21 protein-coding genes are annotated in these 18,764 nt (G+C 41.5%); 9 read left to right on the plus strand and 12 right to left on the minus strand.

Annotation, left to right across the window (positions count from 1 at the left end; all coding sequences use genetic code 11):
- The first annotated feature begins 51 nt into the window (after nt 1-51).
- The 4 genes from ASC42_RS03670 (at nt 52) to ASC42_RS03685 (ending at nt 2,659) form a co-directional block, all read left to right on the plus strand.
- Nucleotides 52-1,026 (plus strand): hypothetical protein, encoded by a 975-nt coding sequence (locus ASC42_RS03670; RefSeq protein WP_055440733.1) that lies wholly within the window; start codon nt 52-54, stop codon nt 1,024-1,026.
- Nucleotides 1,027-1,039: 13 nt separating this feature from the next.
- Nucleotides 1,040-1,300, plus strand: a complete 261-nt coding sequence (locus ASC42_RS03675) for a hypothetical protein (protein ID WP_055440613.1) — start codon at nt 1,040-1,042, stop codon at nt 1,298-1,300.
- A gap of 72 nt (nt 1,301-1,372) precedes the next feature.
- Nucleotides 1,373-1,798 (plus strand): Hsp20/alpha crystallin family protein, encoded by a 426-nt coding sequence (locus ASC42_RS03680; protein WP_055440614.1) that lies wholly within the window; start codon nt 1,373-1,375, stop codon nt 1,796-1,798.
- 72 nt (nt 1,799-1,870) lie between these two features.
- Nucleotides 1,871-2,659, plus strand: a complete 789-nt coding sequence (locus ASC42_RS03685; RefSeq protein ID WP_055440615.1) for an EcsC family protein — start codon at nt 1,871-1,873, stop codon at nt 2,657-2,659.
- Here ASC42_RS03685 and ASC42_RS03690 read toward each other — a convergent pair.
- Nucleotides 2,656-4,299 (minus strand): glycerol-3-phosphate dehydrogenase/oxidase, encoded by a 1,644-nt coding sequence (locus ASC42_RS03690; RefSeq protein WP_055440616.1) that lies wholly within the window; start codon nt 4,297-4,299, stop codon nt 2,656-2,658. The two genes, ASC42_RS03685 and ASC42_RS03690, sit on opposite strands and share 4 nt — an antisense overlap.
- A 394-nt stretch (nt 4,300-4,693) precedes the next feature.
- Here ASC42_RS03690 and ASC42_RS03695 point away from each other — a divergent pair, with 394 nt between their 5' ends.
- Complete coding sequence (locus ASC42_RS03695) at nt 4,694-5,116, plus strand: Hsp20 family protein (protein WP_055440617.1); 423 nt, start codon at nt 4,694-4,696, stop codon at nt 5,114-5,116.
- A gap of 21 nt (nt 5,117-5,137) precedes the next feature.
- On the opposite strand, the gene ASC42_RS03700 is transcribed toward ASC42_RS03695, so the two are convergent.
- On the minus strand, nt 5,138-5,464 hold the full coding sequence (locus ASC42_RS03700; RefSeq protein WP_055440618.1) for a YppG family protein: 327 nt from the start codon (nt 5,462-5,464) through the stop codon (nt 5,138-5,140).
- Nucleotides 5,465-5,618: 154 nt separating this feature from the next.
- On the opposite strand from ASC42_RS03700, the gene ASC42_RS03705 reads away from it, so the two are divergent.
- Both ASC42_RS03705 and ASC42_RS14010 read left to right on the plus strand, forming a co-directional pair.
- The gene (locus ASC42_RS03705; protein WP_032099846.1) at nt 5,619-5,831 is read left to right on the plus strand and encodes a YppF family protein; all 213 of its coding nucleotides are present in this window, start codon (nt 5,619-5,621) and stop codon (nt 5,829-5,831) included.
- Nucleotides 5,832-5,891: 60 nt separating this feature from the next.
- A complete protein-coding gene (locus ASC42_RS14010) occupies nt 5,892-6,059 on the plus strand; it encodes a hypothetical protein (RefSeq protein ID WP_167338091.1) in 168 nt (55 codons plus the stop codon).
- Between the two features lie 32 nt (nt 6,060-6,091).
- Here the strand turns inward: ASC42_RS14010 and ASC42_RS03710 are convergent, their stop codons facing one another.
- A complete protein-coding gene (locus tag ASC42_RS03710; RefSeq protein WP_032099847.1) occupies nt 6,092-6,295 on the minus strand; it encodes a hypothetical protein in 204 nt (67 codons plus the stop codon).
- Nucleotides 6,296-6,722: 427 nt separating this feature from the next.
- On the opposite strand from ASC42_RS03710, the gene recU reads away from it, so the two are divergent.
- Nucleotides 6,723-7,322 carry a Holliday junction resolvase RecU gene (recU, locus tag ASC42_RS03720; RefSeq protein WP_055440619.1) on the plus strand — a complete coding sequence of 200 codons (600 nt, stop codon included), beginning with the start codon at nt 6,723-6,725 and terminating at the stop codon, nt 7,320-7,322.
- 15 nt (nt 7,323-7,337) lie between these two features.
- Entirely contained in the window at nt 7,338-9,956 is a 2,619-nt protein-coding gene (locus ASC42_RS03725) for a transglycosylase domain-containing protein (RefSeq protein ID WP_055440620.1), read from the plus strand.
- A 30-nt stretch (nt 9,957-9,986) separates the two neighbouring features.
- On the opposite strand, the gene ASC42_RS03730 is transcribed toward ASC42_RS03725, so the two are convergent.
- From ASC42_RS03730 to dinG, 9 genes are all read right to left on the minus strand, one after another.
- The gene (locus ASC42_RS03730; RefSeq protein ID WP_055440621.1) at nt 9,987-10,478 is read right to left on the minus strand and encodes a YpoC family protein; all 492 of its coding nucleotides are present in this window, start codon (nt 10,476-10,478) and stop codon (nt 9,987-9,989) included.
- Complete coding sequence (gene nth / locus ASC42_RS03735; RefSeq protein ID WP_055440622.1) at nt 10,479-11,129, minus strand: endonuclease III; 651 nt, start codon at nt 11,127-11,129, stop codon at nt 10,479-10,481.
- Nucleotides 11,130-11,142: 13 nt separating this feature from the next.
- Nucleotides 11,143-11,814, minus strand: coding sequence for a DnaD domain-containing protein (locus tag ASC42_RS03740; protein WP_032099853.1), 672 nt, complete (start codon nt 11,812-11,814; stop codon nt 11,143-11,145).
- A gap of 67 nt (nt 11,815-11,881) precedes the next feature.
- A complete protein-coding gene (gene asnS, locus ASC42_RS03745) occupies nt 11,882-13,174 on the minus strand; it encodes an asparagine--tRNA ligase (RefSeq protein ID WP_055440623.1) in 1,293 nt (430 codons plus the stop codon).
- A 114-nt stretch (nt 13,175-13,288) separates the two neighbouring features.
- The gene (locus ASC42_RS03750) at nt 13,289-14,476 is read right to left on the minus strand and encodes a pyridoxal phosphate-dependent aminotransferase (RefSeq protein ID WP_032099855.1); all 1,188 of its coding nucleotides are present in this window, start codon (nt 14,474-14,476) and stop codon (nt 13,289-13,291) included.
- A complete protein-coding gene (locus ASC42_RS03755; RefSeq protein ID WP_032099856.1) occupies nt 14,473-14,961 on the minus strand; it encodes a cell wall elongation regulator TseB-like domain-containing protein in 489 nt (162 codons plus the stop codon). Before ASC42_RS03755 ends, ASC42_RS03750 begins: the two co-directional genes overlap by 4 nt.
- 6 nt (nt 14,962-14,967) lie before the next feature.
- Nucleotides 14,968-15,138 carry a YpmA family protein gene (locus tag ASC42_RS13625; protein WP_006319505.1) on the minus strand — a complete coding sequence of 57 codons (171 nt, stop codon included), beginning with the start codon at nt 15,136-15,138 and terminating at the stop codon, nt 14,968-14,970.
- A gap of 184 nt (nt 15,139-15,322) precedes the next feature.
- Entirely contained in the window at nt 15,323-16,054 is a 732-nt protein-coding gene (locus ASC42_RS03760) for a ComEC/Rec2 family competence protein (RefSeq protein WP_245191142.1), read from the minus strand.
- A 61-nt stretch (nt 16,055-16,115) separates the two neighbouring features.
- Nucleotides 16,116-18,761 (minus strand): ATP-dependent DNA helicase DinG, encoded by a 2,646-nt coding sequence (gene dinG / locus ASC42_RS03765; protein WP_055440625.1) that lies wholly within the window; start codon nt 18,759-18,761, stop codon nt 16,116-16,118.
- Nucleotides 18,762-18,764 lie beyond the last annotated feature (3 nt).

An 18,764-nucleotide genomic window follows, 5' to 3' on the forward strand; every position in this document is an offset into this window, starting at 1 on the left:
ACGTCAAACTATACGACAATAAAAGTAAAAACGATTAAAGGAGCGACACATATGAAACAACGATCGAAGTTATTCATTAGCATCGTTGCAGCTGTCACACTGCTCTCTGCTTGCAACGAACAAACAACCGCGCCAGCAAAACAGCCTGTTGCAAATAAAGAGCAACAAAAAGAACAACCCTCGCTTGAATTGACATCTGTTGAAAGTACGAATCAACCGTTTACGATTTCTCTATTACCAAAATTTAGTTTAGAAGCTGAAGAGCCTGGAAAAGATGTCGTCATGCATGAAAGTGAGCAAGCGCAATGGATGCGCATTGAACTTTTACCGAAAGAAGCGAAAGACCAAATCGAAACGTACGCAAAAGAACGAGCAATGGCTGTATCCGAACAAACAACACCGTTTGAAGGAACGTTGCCATTTGAAGATGCGATTGCGTATGAGGCACATGTGGATGATAGTGTCGTTTATATTATTGGTGTAACAGGAGATGCCCCGATGTTTTTAACGGTATTTACGAAAAAAGAAGATAACTGGCTTGAGACATTTATGACGATGGCAAAAACAATTAAACGTACAGCAACGATCGAAAATGAAACGGGCGAACAAACAAGCGAATCATTTTACACATATAAAAGTAGCAATCAACCGTTTCAAGCGAATATTTTAGACGGTTATCAAGCAGAAGCAATTGAACCAGGCAAAGATATGATTTTTCTTGATGAAGAAAAATCATCGATGACGGTCGAACTCATCGATGAAGGGGCAGATTGGTCACTTATCGCAGAACAAGCTGAACAATATGTAAAAGCGAGCAGTAAAGACGGGACGGTCGAAAAAATAACATGGACGAAAGGAACGCGTTTGAACGGTGCGGATGTATATAAAAGTGCCATTGCAGATGGTGAAGTATATGTATTCGTTGTAAAGAACGGAACACCGATGCGACTGACTATTTTTGTCCAACAAGCGAATGAGTTAGATCCGTTTTTACAAATGGCAGAAACGATTGAACGCATTGATTAAGGGGGGAGTTTTTTTGGAACTGTTAGAAGCGTATCGATCATTATGGTCAAACCGTTCGCTACCCGCAACGGAAAATGAAGCAGAAGAAGTGTTAATCGATGCGATTCGGCGCGATTTATTAGATGAAATGACACATCCGCGTTTAAGAAAATCGCCTTACGAGAAATTTTCATTGGCGATCAAGCGTATTGCGTCATCATCGCTTGATGCTAAACAACAATACGAACTCGTTCGTTTATACGTACAACAGCTCGAAAACTTGCCTTCCCGCTAAGGCAAGTTTTTTGTATAACATCCCGTCATTTGCGCAAAATACGTAGCGAATATGATACGAGGAGGTTTTACGATGGATCCATTTCGTTCATTAGATGTCATGCGGCGGGATATAGAACGTATGTTTTCTAACTTTCCTTCGTTTTTTTCGCACGTAGATGATGTGTTTCGCATGCCTCGCGTCGATGTGCATGAAAATGAAAAAGAAATGATTGTGACGTGTGACATTCCCGGGCTAGAACGAAAAGAAGACGTCGATATTCATATTGATCATCAAACGCTGTCGATTAGTGGACACGTACGCCGGCAACATGACGTGCACGATGAACATATGCATCGGCAAGAGCGGTTTTTCGGAAGGTTTTACCGTACGATTCCTCTCCCTTCCCCTGCTGCACATGAAAACGTGCAAGCATCGTATAAAAATGGGGTGCTTGAAATTCGCATTCCGAAAGTACAAGCGAGCGACAAAAAACGAATTGACGTACAATTTCATTAACACCGGCCATATCGCCGGTGTTTTTTGAAACTTTCTTTTTTGTTACACGTATATATACACGAGGTGAGCGGAATGGATGACAAATCGTTTTTAATCGATCAATTACGCGAAATTGAAAAATGGGAAAAAGAACAAAAGCGCATTTGGTTTTGGGAAAAAATAAGCCGTTTGCCATTTGTTTTACTTGACCGTTTAACACCGGCATGGATACATAAAAAAATGGCACATCTTCTTGATGAGCTTGGCCAATATATTCAAACAGGTGGACAATATTTAGTGAATAAAGGAGCCGTCCTATCTTCATTTTATGGTAAGATCACGTTAAATGAAGTGCGCGCGATTCCGTTACAAAAGATGAATGAAGCTTGTGAGAAACTTGTAGCAAAACGAAAAACGTTTGCGACATATCAAGGGGCAACGACAGGCTTTGGTGGCGCACTGACGTTACTGCTCGATGTTGCTGTCGTTCTTGGAACAGCTTTAAAAACATTGCAAGAAATTGCAATCATATACGGATTTGATCCACATGAAAAAGAAGAACGATTGTTTATCTTAAAATGTTTACAATTCTCGCTCGCTGACGTCGTTGGCAAGCAAGCGATTTTAAACGAATGGTCATCCAAGAGCGAACAGCAAACCATTTCTCAATTGCAAGGATGGCGAGAAATCGTTTGGGCGTTTCGCGATCAATACGGTTGGAAAAAATTATTTCAAGCTATTCCTATCGCAGGAATGGTATTTGGCGCATGGACGAATCAAGCAATGATTGCTGATATAGCTGAAACGGGTGCGATGTTTTATCGAAAACGGCGCATTATGGAAAAACTTCAAGAAATGAAAAAGGCGGGAGAACCCGCCTAACATTCCGTACATGGAATGACCGCATCATGAAGCGCCATGTTTACTTGTTGTTCATATTGGTTTCGTTCTTCTTCTGTCCAATTGAAATATGATTGCATACATGCAACGACTGCTTCTTTTAGCTCGCGAACAGTAGCGATGTCGAAAAAGAGGGCACCTGTGCGACGAATGAAAAAGTCAAGGGGTGTGACGGTCATTTCGTGTTCGAGCGCATATACACACATCACATACCAATCGAGCGGAAGGGACGTTTTATTTCGATCATATGTGTTTGTAAGGGCAAATAAATGATCGACATTCGTACCGTATCGTTGAACGAGTCGCTTCGCTTCGTCTTCTGTAAATCCGTAAGCAAGCCCTTCAGCTACTTTTTTTGACATAAACGTATGCCATTGATTTGCACCGCCAACGTCCCCGCCGGAAATCGCCAAATGTTTTGTTTGACAAGGTGAATACGTCTTTCCTAGCTGTTTAGCAATAAGATCAACGACCGTTTCCGCCATTTTTCGATACCCTGTTAATTTTCCACCTGCAATTGTAATAAGGCCGGAAGGAGATTGCCAAATTTCATCTTTTCGAGAAATCTCTGATGGATCTTTTCCTTCTTCGTAAATTAAAGGACGTAAACCAGCCCAACTCGATTCAATATGCTGTTTTGTAATATGAACAGAAGGAAACATGTAATGAATGGCACGCAATAAATAGTCGCGATCGTCACTTGTCATTTTCGGATGAGCACGATCGCTATCATAAAACGTATCTGTTGTTCCAACATACGTTTTCCCATCGCGCGGAATCGCAAATACCATGCGACCGTCAGGTGTATCAAAGTATACCGCTTGTTTAAGTGGAAAATGTGCTTGGTCAATGACAATGTGCACACCTTTTGTTAAACGTAATTTTTTTCCGACATTTGAGCCGTCTTTTTCACGAAGTATATCAACCCATGGACCTGCCGCATTGACTATTTTTTTTGCATATATTGTAAACGTTTGCCCTGTGATTTGCTCCCGGCATATGACGCCAATGACACGTCCGTTTTCGTCGTACAAAAACGATTGTGCCTGCACGTAGTTTACCGCATGTGCTCCACATTCTACCGCTTTTTTCACCACTTCAATCGTCAGTCGGGCATCATCTGTTCGATATTCAACATAATAGCCGCCACCGAGCAATCCATCTCGTTTAATTAACGGTTCTTTTTGTAGCGTCTCATCTGCTGATAACATCGTTCGTCGTTCTTCTTTTTTGACGCGCGCTAAATGATCGTACACCCATAGCCCGATCGATGTGCTCCATCTGCCGAACGTGCCACCGCGATGAATCGGCAATAACATCCATTCCGGAGTTGTCACGTGCGGACCGTTTTCATACACGATTGCCCGCTCTTTTCCTACTTCCGCGACCATTTTCACTTCGAACTGTTTTAAGTAACGTAATCCGCCATGAACGAGCTTCGTTGAACGGCTTGACGTACCTGCTGCAAAATCTTGCATCTCAACAAGCGCTGTTTTCATTCCGCGCGTCGTTGCATCGAGCGCAATGCCACAACCAGTAATTCCTCCACCAATGACGAGCACATCATACGTTGTTTTGCCCATTTCCTCAATCATTTGCATCCGTTGTTTTGCTGAAAACATAACGATCCCCCTTGTAAGAACAAAAAGAGACCAAAACAGGCACAATAAGCTTTTGCTTATTATGCATGTATGGTCTCTCTTCGTCTCTTGACATGTATGAACTTTAGTTTCATTGTATCATATGCGTGGAAAAAGGCAACTGTTTTGCACAAAAAGCCATTTAATAGCTGAACGTGGCTTGCATAAGCTAATATTCATTCCTTTTTCTTTATATTTGTTTACAATCTGTCTCGCGTTTAGTCGCTTGTTTTCCTTTCTTTTTCTTTGCACGCGATCTCTTCCTTTCTCATCTCTTTTATATATTTACGAATGACAACATAAAAAGTTTCGCGCACGATTTACTTTTTTCCTGCATATATTACGAACAAACGTATGTTATAAGGAGTGAGTGCTGATGAAAAAAGATTTGTCTCATATGCTCGATTCATTTTTCGATGATCGGTCGTTAAAAAAAATGTTGCATGCGCTTGATGAATATGTTCATCGCACATTTTCACCTGTTTATATTCCGATTGATGTGCGTGAAACAAATGAAGAATACATCATTATTGCCCATATTCCAAACGCAAAACGTGACGGTATTCATTTGCAGTTCATAGATGATACACGCCTGTTACTATCGGTCATTTACGATGAACAGACGGAAACAATTGATGATGAAAAAAAAATTGTTCATCGCCAACGCACATATGAACGAGCAATGAAATCTATTTTTCTCCCTTATCCTGTGGGTGAATCAGACATTCACGCATCATTTCAAGACGGTAAGTTGATCATTCGTCTCCCACAGAAAAAAACATTTATCCCAATTGAATAGCGATACGAAAAAACGCAAACGTTACAATTTAAACGTTTGCGTTAATCCTTTTACAAGCCCGCTCATTTGGTTCATGACTTGCACCGCCTGCCCCATCGTATTCATCATTTTTGTTATATCGTACGTTCCTTCTTTTGTTTTAAACTGCTCAAGCAAGCTTGGCGGTTTCGTAAATGGAGACAGCGGCGGCATAAAAGGAGAAGCGGTTGGTGGAGCGAATGGAGGCATCGACGGTACAACTGGCGGAACGACTGGCTGGGTCGGAAACGAAGTCGGTTGGGAATAGTATGGATAATAATGAACAGGTGGAATATGTGGCATTTGCATAGTAGACCATGGTTGATACATAGCTTCTCATCTCCTTTCATTACATCATATTCGTTTTTTAGCTAAATGGTTCGTGACTAATCATGTCAATCGATGTCGGAATTCTCAATTTTTTGAATTTAACATGTCGTCTTTTTTTATGTTATGATAAGTGCAAAAGGGGGAGGGAATAATTATGACAATTATTGAATTAAAAAACAAATTTATTGCGACAAAACAATATGAGCCGATTGATGCAAACGAATTGCTTGATTTTGCGCGCCAACTGTATTTGCGCAACGAATTGCCGCTTGGTGTGTATCGCCATCTCGTGCGCGATTTAGAAGCGCTTGGTGCTTACAAACCTGATGATGAACGAGTAAAGCAATATTCAGGAAGTGCTGAATGATTTGTCCCCTCTTGTGCCATGCTAAGTGAGACGTTAGCATGACAAAGGAGGCATGAGAAAATGGGTCGTGGTGTTCATTTTCACCATAAGAAAAAAGGTCATGAAAGCAAAAAGCCAAAACATGGCGAATTGGCGTCATCGAAAGAACGTGAAGTGGTTGACTACGCCATTGATACAGTAGGAAATGAAGAACATCGCCCGGTGACGATTGAACGGGTAAAAGAATAGAAGGTGGCTGCTATGCCACCTTTTTATATCTTTTATATCGCTGGAGCGAACGTATATGTTTCTTTTTTTTCCATTTGTCGTTCCATGTTGTCGAGTTGGCGTTCGATATCTTGTAAACTATCTTGCTGCATATCGTAATGTGCAGCCATTTGTTCTTCTGTACGCTCTTTTAATTTATGTTCCAACTGCTCAATCTCCTCAAACAACTGTTGTAGTTGCATTTGAATATGTTCCATCCTCCAACTCCCCCTTTCGACCTTTGCCATACACATTCGCCATCTTTCACTTCCTCCCTTCTCACTTGACAAAACTAGAAGAAATTCGGCAAACAAAGTGTTATGTGTACAAAATTCGACAAATCCATGCGCATGTTTTTGACATGATCGGTCAAAATAAAAAGACGAAAGGGGGCATTGTGATGGCCAAAAAAGAACAAAAGAAAAAACAAAAGCCAAAGCAAGAAGAAACGTCAGGTTTTGGCGACAAGAAGCTAGAAGGTCCAAATCAACCTTCTACATAAGAGAGGCAAGGGGATGACGTTCCCCCTGCCTCTTTCTTTTCACCTTCCCCTTCCCTCAAAACATCTTTCTTTTTCTAATTTTCATGAAAATGACGAACAGACGAAACATATGGTATAATGGTGAACATTCAAGGGGGGATGATATGTTGAAATATCCGAATGGGCGAGCGTATGAGAAAAAAGAACATGAGCGCACGTTGCGTGCTAGCGCTGCAGATACGTATGGCAATCGCGGAATGACGCTCGAGGCAGATTTAAATGAAACAAACGCTTATTATTTAGCTCAAGGTATTGCCGTCATTCATAAAAAACCGACGCCTGTGCAAATTGTGCGCGTTGATTATCCGAAACGAAGCGCTGCCGTCATTAAAGAAGCGTATTTTAAACAACCGTCCACAACGGACTATAACGGCGTATACCGTGGGAAATATATCGACTTTGAAGCAAAAGAAACACGAAATCGTACATCGTTTCCGCTTCAAAATTTTCACGAACACCAAATTGAACATATGAAACAAGTGCTAGCCCACGGAGCGATTTGCTTCGTGATTTTGCGTTTTACAAAGTTTGATGAGACATATTTATTGGATGCACATTACCTCCTTGAATATTGGGAGCGCAAGCAACAAGGTGGTCGCAAATCGATAACAAAGGCGGAAGTCGAAAGACATGGTTATGTCATTCCGCTTGGCTATCACCCACGAATCGATTATATTCAAATTGTGGACAAACTATATTTTTAGAATAGGAGGAACGATATGGCGAACTATCGTTCACGAACAGAACGAAAACAAGCGGAACAAAAAAAACAACGTCCGCGTGAGCGAGGGCGTTCAATGATGAAAAAAATTGTGCTTATTATGTTGCTAATCATGACCATTGGTATGTTTTCTGGTGTAGCAGCGTTTGCGTGGATGATTAAAGATGCTCCTCCACTTGATGAAACGTTGTTGCGCGATCCTTTAGCGTCAATCGTGTACGACGTGAACGGTAAAAAAGTGGCAGAACTCGGGCAACAAAAACGCATTTACGTATCGTATAAAGATATTCCGAAAGTGCTTGAAGAAGCTGTACTCGCCACAGAAGATGCTCGCTTTTACAAACACCACGGCTTTGATATTGTACGCTTTTTCGGAGCCGTTGTAGCGAATATTCGCGAAGGATTTGGAGCTGAAGGCGGAAGTACAATTACACAACAAGTCGTAAAACTTTCTTTTTTAACACCTGAAAAAACGTTGAAACGAAAAGTACAAGAATTATGGCTCGCCATTCGGCTTGAGCAAAAATATTCAAAACATGAAATTTTAGAAATGTATTTGAATAAAATTTATTATTCAAACCGAGCCTACGGCGTCGCAAAAGCAGCCGAAACGTACTTTGGCAAAACGGATTTATCACAATTAACGCTTCCAGAAGCAGCATTGCTCGCCGGCATTCCGCAAAGCCCGAACAATTACAATCCGTTTACACATCCAGAAGCGGCAGAAAAACGGCGGAATACTGTATTGTCGCTTATGGCTAAACATGGATTTATTTCAAAAGAAGAAGCCGAAGAAGCGAAAAAAGTACCTGTACAATCACTATTAACAGAAAATAAACAACAAAGTACGATCCCGTACGATTCATTTATTGATCAAGTGATTGATGAAGTGACAGAAAAAACAGGCCTTGACGTGTTCACAGCTGGATTACAAATTTATACAACGCTAGATCCAAACGCTCAGTCGTATGTGGAGGAATTACTCAATTCCAACGAAGTCATTCGCACAAACAAAGCTGATTTCCAAGCTGGTATTGCTCTAGTCGATACAAAAACTGGCGAAATTCGGGCACTTGGTGGCGGACGTAAAAAAGAAGAAGGAGTCACGTTTGGATTTAACTATGCTACAGATACACGGAAACAGCCCGGCTCAACGATTAAGCCGATTGTCGATTACGGTCCAGCAATTGAATATTTAAAATGGTCGACATACCATCAATTAAAAGATGAACCGTATCAATACTCGGACGGAACGCCAATCAAAAACTGGGACGGCAAATACGAAGGACAAATGTCGATGCGAACAGCGCTTGCCCGTTCTCGAAACATTCCAGCGCTAAAAGCGCTCCAAGAAGTCGGCTTAGAGCGAGCCAAACAATTTGCGAACAAGCTTGGCATGGGCTTTGAAGAAATGCATGAAGCATATGCAGTCGGTGGCGTCGGCAAAGGGGTATCTCCATTGCAAATGGCAGGTGCATACAGTGCATTCGGAAACGGTGGCATTTATATTGAACCGCACGCTGTAAAAAAAGTCGTATTCCCAGATGGAACAGAAGCAGATCTTCGTCCAGAGCCAAAAGCTGCAATGAAAGACTATACAGCATTTATGATTACCGATATGTTAAAAACAGTCGTTCAGTCAGGAACAGGGACAGCAGCAAACGTACCAGGGCTTCATATTGCGGGAAAAACCGGAACGACAAACTATGATGAAAAAGATCGTCGTAAGTACGGTCTCTCAAAAGGTGCCGTTCCTGACAGCTGGTTCGTCGGCTATACGCCAAACTATACAGCGGCGATTTGGACCGGATTTAGCAAAAAAAGTAGCGAAGCATATTTATCAAAATATGAACAACAATATGCGAAGCAATTGTTTAAGCGCGTCATTTCTCACGTAGATGATGGCAGCGGCGGTGACTTTAAACAGCCAAAAAGCGTTGTCAAGCTAGCCGTAAAAAAAGGAACAAATCCGCCAAAACTAGCGAGCGAATATACGCCAAAAAGTGAAATTACGTACGAATATTTTGTTCGCGGTTACGAAGAACCAACAGAAGTAGCTGAAGATAAACAAGAAGTGGTTGAACCAGTAAAAGACTTACGAGCACAATACGATCCAGCGACACAAACGATTTCGTTGTCGTGGTCGTATACAATCGATCCAGAAAAAGATATATCGTTTGAAGTACGGCAAACGGTAGATGGACGTAAGCCAACCGTCATTGCTAAAACGAAAGATTCACAGCTGACCGTTGATGCGAAAGAAGGCTCGGTGTACTTGTTTGAAGTATATGCCGTCGCAGCAGATGGCACACTAAGCGCACCAACTACAGCGCTTGTGCAAATTCCGAAAAAAGAACCGGAGCAACCAAAAGAAAATGAAACACCGGGACAACCGGGAAACGGAGAAACTCCGGAGACGCCAGCAAATCCGACCGAGCCAAATCCAAACAATCCGGGGACACCGACAAACCCGACCGAGCCAAATCCAAACAATCCGGGGACACCAACAAACCCGACAAATCCGACAAACCCAAATAACAATTCATCAACAAATTCGTCGGGAGCAAACAATCAACAACGAAATGGAAACAATAACGGGACAACAAATCGTCAATAATAACATAAGAAAAGAGACTGAGTGCAATTCTCAGTCTCTTTTTTGTTGAACCATTTGTTTATAAAATAGCTTCATGAGTTCGGTAAATAGTTCATCTAATTGAACAAAAGAATGATGAAGGATCGGACGAGCAAAAATAAACGAAAGCCGATCAACGACATTTAACGGGCTGAGCGGGAGCGATCCCACTTCCTTTTCCCAATGGCATACGTCACTTACTGCTCGTTCATTGAGCCAATGTAGCGCACATAAAAAGTAGCTAATCCCTCGAACCATTCCGTCTTTTGCTTTATTCCCTTGACGAGTTGCAAACAACGGAGCAAACTCACGTTTTTCTTCCTCCCAAAGTTGAAATATAGCGGGAAGCGACTGCTCTTTCCGTTGCCACGGCTTCTCCTCTTGTGTCATATCATAATAAAACGGCACGTGCTTCATCATCATCGGAAACGGTTGAAACGTAGGAATATTAATGGAATCGATCGAAAAAAAGAGCGGATGTTGAAACGTTTTTGGAACGATCATTTACATCTTCCCTTTCATCCTTTTTTTTCCTTCTCGACAAAGATGCAACAGTGGACAAACGCCGCATTTCGGCGATTGTGCTTTACAATGATAACGTCCAAAAAAAATAAGGCGATGATGGGTCACCGACCATTCTTCTTTCGGAATTTTTTTCATTAGTGTTTCTTCTACTTCTAACACGGAATCTTTCCAACGACAAATACCAAGCCGTTTACTCACTCGTTCGACATGCGTATCGACAGCAATCGCAGGAATGCCGAATGCAACAGATATGACAACGTTCGCTGTTTTTCGGCCGACACCCGGGAGCGTCATTAGTTCATCACGACTTTTTGGTACTTCTCCGTTATATTGCTCGATTAATATACGACATAGTTGCTGAATGTTTTTTGCTTTATTGCGATATAGTCCGATCGAACGTATGCCTTGTTGAAGCTCTTCTAGCGAAACAGACACGTAATCTTCTGGTGTTTTATATTTCTCAAATAGTTGTCTCGTCACTTTATTGACGAGCGCATCTGTACATTGCGCGGATAAAACAACAGCGATTAATAGTTCAAACGGATTGCGATGAATGAGCTCACAATGCGCGTTTGGAAACATGTTTGCTATCTCATCTAAACAGTAGCGAATTTGTTGCTTCGTTAACATGTAACCATCCTTTCTACGACTGTTCAAGCCAATTATAAATCGGAACGGTTGGTTTATATGGTTGCTCTTGCTTCACTTGGTTTTTACGAAACTTTTTGGCATGTTGTTGTGCTTGTTCAATCGTTTTAATCCCATTCTTTTTCCATTCGAATAAAATACGGTCGATATAACGGAAATTTAGTTTTCCCGACAATACCGCCTCGCGTAGCGCCGCTTTAATGATTACGGGGTCGTGTTCGTCTTGATCCATCCACATCGCTAGCGTCTCACATTCCATTGGGGAAAGCGGGCGACCGAATTCATGTTCAAAAACGGTGTACAATTGTTCCTCTTGCTCTTCTTCTTGTTTCTTGCCTTGAAAAACAGCACGAATGAGCTTTTCCCAAAGCGGATCAAGCGAGTAACATTCACTATGGATGTTGTTATCCATTCGCTCTTCAATAGCCAAAAATCCCTTTTGTACAAGCTTTCGCAGCTGTTGCATGCACATTTCAGAAGAAATGGTCATACGTGCAGCAATTTCATCTGGGGTTGGAAATGACGTTCCTTGTTCAAGAAACGAATGGATGTGTAACAATAACATAAACTCTGTTTCATTTAATCCAAGCGCTTTATAGTTCGTTAATAATAACCGTGGAATGGCCACACTTCCTTCACGAAAAAAGCGAATCATTTCATTATCCATGTCAAACACCTCACGCTCTATTATATCATAAAACAAATCCCCCATGTGAGCACGGGGGATTTCATCATTATGGATATAAACGATTAAGTAAACGTGGAAACGGAATCGTTTCACGAACGTGTTCGACACCACAAATCCAGGCGATGGTTCGCTCAAGCCCTAGTCCGAAACCTGAATGTGGGACAGAACCGTATTGGCGAAGCTCTAAATACCATTTATATGCATCAAGCGACAATTGGTGTTCTTCTAACCGTTGTTTTAATAAATTGTAGTCGTGAATGCGCTCTGAACCGCCAATAATTTCACCGTATCCTTCTGGAGCGATTAAATCCGCGCAAAGAACGACTTCTGGGCGATTTGGATCTGGCTGCATATAAAACGGCTTTAATGTCGTTGGATAATGTGTAATAAATACCGGTTTATCAAAACTTTCCGCAATCGCTGTTTCATGTGGTGCACCGAAGTCATCGCCCCATTGAATGTCGTCGAATCCTTTCTTATGAAGAAGCTGAATCGCTTCATCATACGTAATGCGCGCAAATGGCGGCTTGACATTTTCGAGCTTAGACGTATCACGACCGAGCGTTTTAAGCTCTAGTTGGCAATTTTTCAATACGGACTGCACAATATGGGAAACGTATTGTTCTTGTATTTGTAAGTTATCTTCAAATTGATAAAACGCCATCTCCGGCTCAATCATCCAAAACTCAATTAAATGACGACGCGTTTTTGATTTTTCCGCGCGGAACGTTGGACCGAACGAAAATACTTTGCCAAGTGCCATCGCTGCTGCTTCCATATATAGTTGTCCACTTTGTGAAAGATACGCATCTTCATCAAAATATTTCGTATGGAACAATTCTGTCGTTCCTTCTGGCGCACTTCCTGTTAAAATTGGCGGATCCACTTTCACAAAGCCGTTTTCACTGAAAAATTCATATGTGGCGCGAATGACTTCGTTACGAATTTTCATAATCGCATGTTGGCGCTTCGAGCGAAGCCATAAATGGCGATGATCCATCAAAAATTCAATACCATGTTCTTTTGGTGTAATCGGATAATCAACAGCCATATGAATAAGTTCAATGTTTGTGACAGATAGCTCATATCCAAACGGTGAACGATTATCTTCACGCACAATACCTGTGACATATAGCGAACTTTCTTGTGTTATGCTTTTTGCCGATTGAAATACGTCTTCACTTACTTGCGCTTTTTCTACAACTCCTTGAATAAAACCTGTGCCATCACGCAACTGTAAAAAAGCGATTTTTCCGCTTGACCGTTTATTCGCAAGCCAAGCGCCAATCGTTACTTCTTGCCCTACATATTTATGTACTTCTGCAATCGTCGTTTTCACAAAAATTCCCTCCAAAGACGTTCAACTGTTATGTACATCATCAATATTATACATTTCGACAAAAAAACGCAAGATGATCGTTCTTACACGTAAAGAAAAGGCTAGTCATATCGACTAGCCGCGCGTTTTTTCATTGACAAATGTTGCGATACGGTCGAGCGCCTGATGAAGTAATTCAAGCGATGTCGCATATGATAAGCGTACGTTATTTGGTGCACCAAATCCTGAACCAGGGACGAGTGCGACTTTTGCTTCTTCAAGCAACGCTTCGACAAACGCATCGACACTTTCGTATCCCGTCATTGTTGCCGCTTCTTTTGCATTTGGGAACAAATAAAATGCACCTTGTGGCTTGACACACGAAAAGCCAGGAATTTGAATAAGGCGATCGTAAATAATATTTAACCGTTCTTCAAACGCTTGCCGCATTTGTTCGACTGGCTCTTGAGACCCGCTATATGCAGCAATGGCAGCATATTGGGCAATCGATGTTGGGTTTGACGTGCTATGGCTTGCTAAATCTGTCATCGCACGAATAATATCGGCATCTCCTGCTGCATAGCCAATGCGCCATCCTGTCATGGAATGTGACTTCGAAACTCCGTTAATGATAATCGTTTGTTTTTTCAATTCAGGCGAGAGTTGGGCAACAGAAACATGTTCGTGTCCACCGTAAACGAGTTTTTCATAAATTTCATCAGAAACAATCAACACATCATGTGCCAAACATACTTCACCGAGCGCTTGTAGCTCTTCTTTCGTATAAATGACGCCCGTTGGATTGCTTGGTGAGTTAATAATGACTGCTTTCGTGCGATCTGTAATCGCTTGTTTCAATTGCTCCGGTGTAATTTTAAACTCATTTTGTTCGAGCCCTTCAACATATATCGGGACGCCACCTGCTAGTTTCACTTGTTCTGGATAGCTCACCCAATACGGCGTTGGAATAATGACTTCATCACCTTCGTCTAAAATGACTTGAAATAGCGTGTAAAGGGCATGTTTCGCTCCGACACATACAATAATTTCTGACGGTTTATAGTCAAGTTGTTGGTCTTGCTGAAATTTTTTAATAATCTCTTCTTTGAGTGTTGCTAATCCACCAGATGGCGTATATTTCGTATGTCCATCGTACATCGCTTTCACAGCCGCTTCCATAATGTGTTGCGGCGTATTAAAATCTGGTTCACCGGCGCCAAGCCCAATGACATCGTACCCTGCTGCTTTTAGTTCTTTCGCTTTCGCTGTAATAGCAAGCGTTGATGATGGCGTTAATGATGCAACGCGCTTCGCTAACTTCATGAATCCTTCCCCCTCGCAAAATGATATCTTTTCAAAAAGGCCCCGTCTTCAAAACGAACGTAATAAAACGAATAACGGTCTCGTTCGTCAATATATGTAATTTCCCATAGCGGGACCTCTTTTTCCATTCCTAATTTCACTGATACGACCGCTTTTGGTTGATACGGTTGTACGGAAGAGAGCGCTTGTTGTTTCGTAATACCTTCTGAAGCCTTTCGAACATCAACCACTCTTCCTTTTTCCGTCACCCATGCAATCATTTGTTCACCTTTATCATTTTTGCCTATGACGATGACGTATACATCGCTACCTCGATACGTATACACATCCGTCACTTCGACAATTCCCTTTTTCTCCACCTGCTTCATTGCACGTTGTTCACTTTCGTTTTTAGACGATATCGCATCGCTATATGCGTCGATGTATAGGAATAAAGCGGCGAACAACACGCATACGAAGGCAATGACTATTTTTTTCACCTTCATCCCTTCTTACGTTCGATAAATGGTAAACACAGCCTTTTCTTTATTTTCTTCATCAAGCGCTAGTCCGAACATTAAATCTTTTTCTTTTAACGTTCGGTTCAAACAATCAACAATTTTGTATAAGTCCGATGAGTATTCAACTTTTACAGTTGCTAATACTTCGATTTTGCTCTCCACGACCCGATCCTCCATGTGCACAAATTTTGTTACTTATATCGTTTATCATGAACGGAAACAATACACTTACACACCGATTTCGGTGTGTAAACATCTTCATTGTAGCAACGATTTCCTACATTGGTCAATTTGAATTAAAAAAATTCCTATCGTACACACCGCGGGCCGAATGCTGGCCCTTTTTTTAAAATGTCATGACATCGTATTCCTCTAAGTTGCATTTCACTACAATCACACCAAAACGATTTGTCTCATAACAATCGATCCAAGCCGCGTACAACCGCTCAAGCAACCGTTCACTCGGCCAGATGCCGTGCTTTTTGAAAATGATTGCTACTTGTGGGTCGACATGTTTTAAAAAAGACGTCCGCGGATAGTCATTTATACCGAAATGGGCAATTTTCAATATGTTTACGTCATGAAGCGGCATGGTCATCAACTTTCGCTCGACATCATTGTCAGCGTGCGCCATATACAAAAGGCGGAGTTGACCGTATTGAAGGGACATCGTTACATCTTTATGGGCAATATAGAGCGGCTGTATCCGAAAATGCGGAAGCGGTTCATATACTTTTTGTTCTTTCCATTCATGCACTATTTTCGGATCATACGTTTTGTGAATCCACTCGACATTTCCGGTATATTCTTCATCATCGCTCGTTAGTATAAGTTCATCGACTTCATTAACATGAAATTGGTCGAACCATCTTTTTAACTCGCGTTCTGTATGTGGTCCACCTGTATTGAGCAATATCGTTTTTCCGCTTGCATGCTTAAACAATGTCGCTTCACCGTTACTGAGCGGTAAAAAAATAATGGCCATTTCTTCTTCTTCAAGCATCATATCGATTTTTTGAATGTGCTCTCCTGTCGTTGAAGGATGCATGAAACTACTTAATACAAAAAAGAATAGCATCCATTGCAAAACATTCACTCCCTTCATCTACATCTTTTATCTTTTACTGATGAAGGGAATTTTATAGCCACTCATTTACATGTTGTAAAAGTTCGGTAAGTGGCGCATGATATATACGGATATGTGGCAATGATTGTAAAAAATATTTACTGTACGATGCTGTTAATAATCGTTGGTCTAAAACGAAAATGATTCCCCGATCTTCTTTTGTACGAATTAATCGTCCAAATCCTTGTTTAAAGCGCAAAATTGCTTGTGGCAGCGATAAATCGTAAAACGGATTACCCCCTTTGGCGCGAATATAATCGCTTTTCGCTTCCATGACCGGATCATCTGGTGGAGCAAATGGTAGCCGAACAATGACGACGCATGTTACTTCATTTCCTGGAAGGTCCACTCCTTCCCAAAAGCCACTCGTACCAAATAAAATCGCTTGCTCGAATTGTTGAAAATGTCTTGTTAATTTGGCGGCATTTCCACCGCTTACTCCTTGGGCAAGCAATACAAATGATTGCTCGTCATTGAGCTGTTTTGCGAAGGTATACGTTTGTTTCAATAGCTCATATGACGTAAACAATACAAGCATGCGGCCTTTTGCATGTTCAGCAATACGAATAATTTGCTGGGCGGCATGTTCAGCATATTGCTCAACAGTAACAGAAGGAAACGTCGGCACATCGTTTGGTACCATAAGCGCAGCTTGTTTTTCATATGAGAACGGCGAAGGAATAATACGCGTTAATGGATAAAAATCATCAAGACCAAGTCGCGCAATCATAAACGAGAAACGATTGTTTGTCGTTAACGTTGCTGAAGTTAAAATAACACTCCGCTTACGTGAAAATAATTGCTCAGCAAAAAAATGGGCTAAATCGAGCGGCTGTGAAATGACCGTAACCGCATTAACCGCTGCTTTTGCATCTACTTCTAGCCAACGAACAACGTCATCGTCGTCGTTCATTAATAAATGTTGCAACGTAGATAAAACGTCAATAAACGTTGTAAAAGGTTGTAGCTCTTCTTTTGGAATATCGTCTATCATTTGCGCCAATTGTTGTACTGTGCTCATAATGCGCATAAGTAATTCAATCGTTCCATTCCATTCTTTCCCATACTCTTTCCAAGGAACAAAGCGATAACGAATACGTCCATCTCCTTTTTGTCTGCGTAATACATAATAGCGAAGAGATTGAAATAGTTGATTTAGTTCATATTCAAGATCGCCTAGAAGCGAGCGAAGTGCACCCATTTTGTGTATCATAGCAATGTCGTTCATTCGTATCCACAATAGGCGAACGTACTCATATGACACGTGCCTGCCGAAAAAATGAGCAGCTACATCTTCTAAATGATGCGCTTCATCGATGATGAGTTGTTCATATGAAGGGAGAAACTTTTCATCAGCAGTTAAATCATGCATAACGAACGAATGGTTTGTAATAATGACATGCGCATGTTTAGCCTGCTCTTTGGCACGAACAAAAAAATCGTATTCCTCATTCGTGTCATCGCTATGCACATCTTCCCAAAATAGCGTACCTCCCGCAGTTAAGTTTAGTTCATCGACGTCACCTGTCTCTGTTTCTGTTAGCCAGACGAGCAATTGACATTTTGTTAAAGCGATATCGTAGTTCGTATCTATATCGTCTAACGTACGAGCAAATTTTTTTACGCTGATATAATTTCGTTTGCCTTTCAAAACAGCTGTTGTAAATGAAAAAGGAACAAGCTGTGTGACCCTCGGTAATTCTTTTTCAATCATTTGTTTTTGCAACTGGAGCGTATGTGTGCTAATGACGACAGGTTGCTGTTGCTTTACCGCATAAAAAACAGAAGGAAGTAAGTACGCCATCGTTTTTCCAATGCCTGTTCCCGCTTCAATGAGTGCATGTTGACACGTTTGTAACGCGTAGTCGACGTCTTCCATCATTTGTTTTTGTCCATCTCGATATTCAAATGGCGAAACAAATGGGTTTGTCGCAAGCCATTGTGAAAAAGATGGAATATGTTTACGGTAGTCAGTTCGTTTTGGCGAAAACCATTTTTTTAAAGCGACCCCTTCATATTCAACCGTTTCTTCGTTCTGCTGAAGAGAGCGTTCTTTTTTAGTGATGTATTGATCTAAAAGAGCAGTTAACTCACTCTTTAGCGCTTGACTGTGTCGGCGCAGTTGTTTTAATGTCACAATCGGTAAACGAGATAGCTTATGCAATAAAAAAAGAAGCAGTTGGGCTGTCGCTTCTGCGTCGCAATCTGCTTGATGAGGACGATCATGTGCAAGCGACAACGCTTCAGCTAAATGATTCAACTTATAGCTTGACTGTGTCGGCATAAGAAAACGGGCGAGCTCCACCGTATCTAAAAGCCGACATGTCGGCGGTTGTATGCCGCTTCGGATAAACTCCTCTTGTAAAAATGCCCAGTCGAAATGAACGTTATGCGCGACAAAATAAGCTCCTTCCCATTTTTCAACAAGCATTGGGGCAATATGGTGAAACGGTGGCGCATCATGCACCATCGTATGATCAATGCCCGTTAACTGTTGAATAAAAGGGGGAATGTCTCGCTCTGGCTGAATAAATGTTGAAAAACTTTCGCAAACTTTGTCGCCCTCGATGACGACAAAACCGATTTGAATGATGCGATCTTCTTTTTTCGGAGCGTTTCCTGTCGTTTCAATATCGACGACGACAAAGCGATCATTCATCTT

The organism is Anoxybacillus suryakundensis (genome assembly GCF_001418025.1).
GTDB lineage: Bacteria > Bacillota > Bacilli > Bacillales > Anoxybacillaceae > Anoxybacillus > Anoxybacillus tengchongensis.